The 6,015-nt window shown below is 48.0% G+C and carries 3 protein-coding genes; all 3 read left to right on the plus strand.

The window, feature by feature from the left end; translation table 11 throughout:
* Nucleotides 1-141: 141 nt before the first annotated feature.
* Nucleotides 142-1,158: a hypothetical protein gene (locus tag Q0668_RS15790; RefSeq protein ID WP_298866389.1), complete on the plus strand. Its 1,017-nt coding sequence runs from the start codon at nt 142-144 to the stop codon at nt 1,156-1,158.
* Nucleotides 1,159-1,442: 284 nt separating this feature from the next.
* A complete protein-coding gene (locus Q0668_RS15795) occupies nt 1,443-2,843 on the plus strand; it encodes a neutral/alkaline non-lysosomal ceramidase N-terminal domain-containing protein (protein ID WP_298866391.1) in 1,401 nt (466 codons plus the stop codon).
* Nucleotides 2,844-2,904: 61 nt separating this feature from the next.
* Nucleotides 2,905-6,015: PQQ-binding-like beta-propeller repeat protein (locus Q0668_RS15800; RefSeq protein WP_298866393.1), on the plus strand; the 3,111-nt coding region annotated here is incomplete at its 3' end.

Raw genomic sequence — 6,015 nt, forward strand, 5'->3', positions numbered from 1 at the left:
CAACCTTTACGCTTGATTGTGCAGAAGTGATCAAAATAATTTCTGATCATCTCTTAATAAAGAATGATCCATCGAGTGTAAAATTGCGTTGAAGTAAGTGTCGCTTTCTCAATATTTCGCTCTTAATCACAGGCAACCAGGATGACGATCAAAGTAAGCTGCGGGATGTGTGGGAAGAACTATAAAGCCCCTGACAAAGCGGCAGGTAAGCGAATGCGTTGTAAAGAGTGTGGGGAGCCGATCAAGATTCCCGAGCCTGAACCTGAATACGATGAAGATGATTTTGCCAGTTTGCTGGACGATGCGGTGGAATTGGAATCCAAGTCAAAATCGATCCCGCGGGTCGCCCGCAAGCCGATGGTCAAAGCGGAAAAGTATGAGGGGGATGAAGATGGACCCGTCACCAGAGAAAAAACGAATAACTATAAGGAAGATCTGACAGGAACGTTCCTGTTTCTAATCGATCCTGCCAATTTATTTACGTTTGTCATGATCTGGGTACTGCTTTGTTGTAAGGATGTGATTCTCCCTTTTGCGGGAATATTTGGAATGCTAGGTCAGTTAATTATTCTCGGCTGGTATAGTAATTATCGATTCAGCATTATCTACGAAGCGGCTGCAGGGACAAAGGAGCTTCCCGACCTGAGCCCGGAAGAGGGCTTTTTCTTTCCGATGCTACAGTGGATTGCGACTTGGATTCTCGTTCACCTTCCCGCTTACTTGTATTTGGCAGTCGTTATCTTTTCTGGCATTGCCAATCTGGATGAAGGCGGCATGTTTGGTGTTGCTCTGGACGGGCTCTCCGAGATTTTACCCGTCTTTCATTTTGGTGTTTTTGTTTTCCTGTATAGCGCTGGATTGTTTTTCTGGCCGATTCTTGCCTTGTGTGTCGCCGTTGGGGGCTTTGGAACCGTTTTTCGGATTGATTTGATGATTGTGACCATCTTTCGGACACCCGTGATTTATTTATTTACGGCGAGTGCTGTTTTTCTCACAGCCGTTCTTCAAGTGGTCGTTATGCTAGCCGCAAGGCAGGCTGGAATCGGGGCGATGATCGCAGTCATGACGCTGGTGCTCTATCTCGAGTTTGTCACATTGCGGATGATTGGTCATTATTATCATCACTTTAAAAAGCGTTTTGCCTGGAACTGGGGATAACCGACAGGTAAGACCCACTTACTAAAATATTTATTCTATATGATTTTAAGACAAATCTGAGTACTGGAAGTGTCAGTAGACTGAACAAAGCCCTTTGATCAGTGTGTGTTTCTGGCGCGACAACACCGAATCAATGGGCTTTGTTTTTGTATTAGATGAGAGGATAATCTGGTGCACTCTTTGAACCTGAAGCGAGCCAGTTCACTTCGAAGAACATTTATGTCATAATGAGAGCATAGACACCCTGAAAATAACGCGGCCAAAAGTGTATCCAGGAGATTCCTATGTTTCTAAATATTCAAAGATATTCATCCTATGGCGTTCTGTTTTTGATTTTAGGAATGGGTTGCTCTATTCCAGGCATCGCATTTGCCGCAGACTCTTCATATGCGTTTGGTTTTGCGAAAACAGAAATTACTCCCGAAGTACCTTTGCGGCTTTCTGGTTATGGAAACCGCGCTGTGGTCTACGAAGGCGTTGATGAGCCCATTTATATCCGCGCGGTCGCCATTAAATCGCCGGATCAAAAGATCTGCTCTCTGGTTTCGCTTGATTCCATTGGCTTTGCGGGCACTTTTGTAAATCGTATAGCGCAGCAACTAAAAAAACAGTACGGCATGAGCCGCGATCAGTTGGTGGTTTGCAGTACGCATTCGCATACGACTCCTCAACCAGTCGAAGGCTTATCGAATATCTTTTCGACTCCGATGACGGATGCAGAAAGGCAAGCGTCCCGAAAATACTGGAATTCTGTTGAAGCACAAATTCTGAAAACCATTGGGAAAGCAATTCAGGATTTGCGTCCGGGTAAAATGTCGATCGCTACTGGTAAGGTCGGTTTCGCTCAGAACCGTCGGGTATTGAAAAATGGAAAATGGGCCGGCTTTGGAGTGAATCCCAAAGGACCCGTCGATCATAGTTTACCTCTGGTTAGAATTACGGATACATCAGGGAAACTACGCGGATTGCTATTTAACTATGCCTGTCACTGTACGACCTTTGGCAGTGATTACAATCGACTCAATGGTGACTGGGCCGGTTATGCAGCGAAGTACATTGAAGAACAGCACGGCGATATCGTCGCGATTTGTACGATAGGTTGTGGTGCGGATCAAAATCCTATTCGAGGGAAAAAAGATGTCGCTAAAGATCTGGCGATTGGCCATGGACGTGCGATTGCACTTGAAGTCTCGCGTCTCTTGAAACAACCGATGCAAGAAGTGACTGAGAACCTGAAGACCGATTATGGAGTAGCTGACTTGCCCATTGATGCTCCAACGGAAAAGGAACTGAAGAAATCACTGGGAAATACGCGTCCCCAAGTGAAACAGCATGCGAAAAACATGCTGGCTTTATACAAGGAAAATGGCCAGCTTCCCGAATCTTACTCTGCGCCGGTTCAAGTCTGGAAATTTGGAAATCAGCTTACGATGATCTTTCTGGGAGGAGAAGTCGTCGTTGATTATGTACTCCGATTAAAGAAAGAAATCAAAAGTGATTCTGTATGGGTAACTGCCTATGCCAATGATATTTTTGGCTATGTTGCATCGGAACGCATGCGGGATGAAGGTGGTTATGAGTACGACTTTTCGATGATTTATTACAATCAGCCAGGTCCCTGGGCCAAAGGAACAGAAGAAATCCTGATGCGCCGCATCCATGAACTTGTGAAACAAGCAGGTTGAAGACCTGACTGAATCCCTTCAAGAATCCACAGAGCTACCCAGTTTTCCGGGAAAGTAGAGAATGAAGATTTCACTGAAAATTCTGTCTTGTTTCTGTCTGATCGTTTCACTGTTTGCTGCCTCTTCCCAGCAGATTGAGTCTGCTGACTGGCCTATGTGGAGGGGAAATATCGAACGGACAGGTGTCACATCTGAAGTGTTGCCCGATCAGTTGCATTTAAACTGGTCGCGTCGTCTTCCTCTCTATCAGGTTGCCTGGCCTAACGAAGAACGCCTGCAATACGATCTGGCATATGAACCGGTTTCAGTCGGAAATCGGATTCTGGTCGGCTCACCATTAATGGGAAGTCTGACCGCCTTTGATGCAAAGACCGGCGAGGTATCCTGGAAGTTTTCGGCGAATGGTCCCGTCCGATTTGCACCGGTGGTCTCTGGCGAGAATGTGATGTTGGGTTCCGACGACGGTTATTTATATTGTTTGAATCTATCTGATGGTGTACTCCGTTGGAAAATCAAAGGAGCGCCAGATTCTCATCAGGAACGCTGGCATCTGGGTAATAATCGCCTGATTTCGTATTGGCCAGTTCGCGGTGCCCCAGTTGTGCAAGATGGTATTGTGTATTTTGGAGCCGGCATCTGGCCCTCGATGGGTACCTATTTAAGTGCCGTTGATATCAAAACTGGGAAACGTAAATGGATCAATCAGCGGGTTCAGTTTTTAAAAAATGTGCGAATCGATCATAACTATCTGCATGAGTCAGGGCTCTCTCCGCAAGGCTATTGTTTAATTGCCGACAAAAAGCTGGTCGTCCCCAATGGTCGGTCCATGCCCGCGCGGATTGATCCGGAGACCGGGAAAATGCACTATTTTGTGCAAGGATATCGGAACGGAGATTCGCGTGTGATAGCGGCTGGTGATGTTCTGCTGGTGGGGCATTCCGGCGTTGTGAATCTGGCAGACGGGCGTGAAGTTGGTAATCGCTGGGTGGATGCTGGCAAGGAAGCACCCAAATCCTGGAGTACTCCCAAACGCGATCAGTTTGAAGGTCCCTTTGATGCTTACAAGATGATGCCTGGCTGCAGTTACCGGTCTGCTTATGACAAAGGTATCAGTTACGGCGTCGATAAAGGCGTTGTCTATGCTTACGATTTGTCAAAAGCAAGTAAGAGTTTGTATGAGAAAAAACATGGCGCCCAAAAAGTCAAACCCGCCAAATGGGAAGCCCCCCTGCTCTGGAAACTGGATACCAAACTGGGAAAAGGAGTGACGCATTCGGTTATCAAAGCGGGCAATACATTGTATGGGCATGTGGGACCGACACTCTTTGCTGCCAAAATTGCTGCTGACGGAAAATCAGCGAAAATTATATGGGAACACAAACTGACACAGACGGTTGGCTCGTTGATCGCTGCAAATCAACGGCTCATCGTTACCTGTCTCAATGGAGATCTGCACTGCTTTCAAGCACAATCACCGAAACACAAATGGCACAAGCTGGCGCATGTGCCACTACCGAGAATTTCAGTGGAAGATAGCCAACTTGCTTTCGAATATCTGGATGCGAGTACTGTTAAAGTGGGTTTTGAGGGATCTGTGAAACCGGGTTATGTTGTGATACTTGGCGTGGGGTCCGAGTCGCTGCCGGATGCATTACTACAGGTTGCCGGGGTTCGCCTGATCGTAATCGAGGACGACGCCGCGCGGGTCAGCCGGTTGCGGAAAAAATACCTTGATGTCGGCATGTATGGCAGGGAGATCCAGGTGATTCATGCCGACCCCGATACCTTCCCGTTGCCTCATTATCTGGCCGATCTGGTCATCGATCAGACACCTGCCGCGAAAAATATCGTCGCTCTGACTGAGAAGCTGAATGCGGTTCGTCCATATGGGGGCGTTGCCTGTCTGGCGGTGAATGATGCCAACCGGGAGTTAATTGAAAAGACGGTCGACAGTTTGGACCAGACGCACTGGAAAGTAAAACAACAGAACGATCTGGTCATTTTGCAACGTGTGGGTGCCCTGCCCGGTACGTCTGACTGGACGCACGAATGTTCGGATGCGGCCCGCTCTTATTTCTCGCGCGATCAACTTGTTCAATCCCCCCTGGGAGTCCTCTGGTATGGCGATGGTGCCGGTTATGGATTTCATAAATTTAAAGACTATGGACGCGGTGTGAAACCGCAGGTTGCCGGTGGTCGTCTGGTGGCCTTTGATGATCGATCCAAACGACTCACGGCGATCGACGCCTATACCGGACGTTTGCTGTGGAACTTCGATACCGGCACAACAATCGTCCGCTATGCGACGCTGCCCGATGCGATCATTGTTGGAAGAAATTCTGAATGTCTGATTCTCAATCCCGAAGATGGTTCCGTGATCAAGACGCTCCCCTGTCAACTCGATCCGAAACTGACCGGCGTGCCGGGCGTGGTGGATGTACGCGTCTCCGATCCCCTGATTCTGATCGCAGTTGGCTTTGATCTGCCGAAAGGTCACAGTCACCCGGCCATCGAAACCGGATTGTGGGATGCGAAAACGATTGTCGCCTTCGATCGCAAGTCTGGAAAACAGCTCTGGTCGGTTACCGCTAAGGAGCGTTTTAATATTCATTCGCTCGTGATTGGTGAAGGGCGCGTGTTCTGTATCGATTCGATGGCCCCCTTAAAGGCAGATCAGCTGCAGCGACGTGGAACGGCCCCGAAGACATTCACATCTGAGGTTCTGGCCCTTGATGCTGTCGACGGCAGTGTCAAATGGAAGCTCCAGCGCGAATATGGGCATCGTGTGATGACGGGTCGTGGTCCGCTGGCGATTCGTCCTTATGATGACTGGGCCGCCTATTCTTATCAATCGAAGTTTCTTTACACCGGAAAATTAAGCGAGATGCAGGCTCTGAATGCTGATACCGGAGAAAAGGTCTGGGAGAAACCGATCGGCTTGCAGCCATTGTTACTGTACGATGATTCGTTTATCAATCAGGCGGGAAACAAGTATGACTTGCTGACAGGCAAACAGATTTCGACGACGCCTCTCTTTAAACGGAGCGGCTGTAATTACACCGTAGGAAACAAGAACCTGTTATTTTTGAGAAATAATTGTGCCTCTTATGTCGATATAGACAAAAAGAAGTCGTTCAGTTTGCGAAATTTACGTTCAGGCTGCAGTAACAGT

Source organism: uncultured Gimesia sp. (assembly GCF_937910335.1).
Classification (GTDB): Bacteria; Planctomycetota; Planctomycetia; order Planctomycetales; family Planctomycetaceae; genus Gimesia.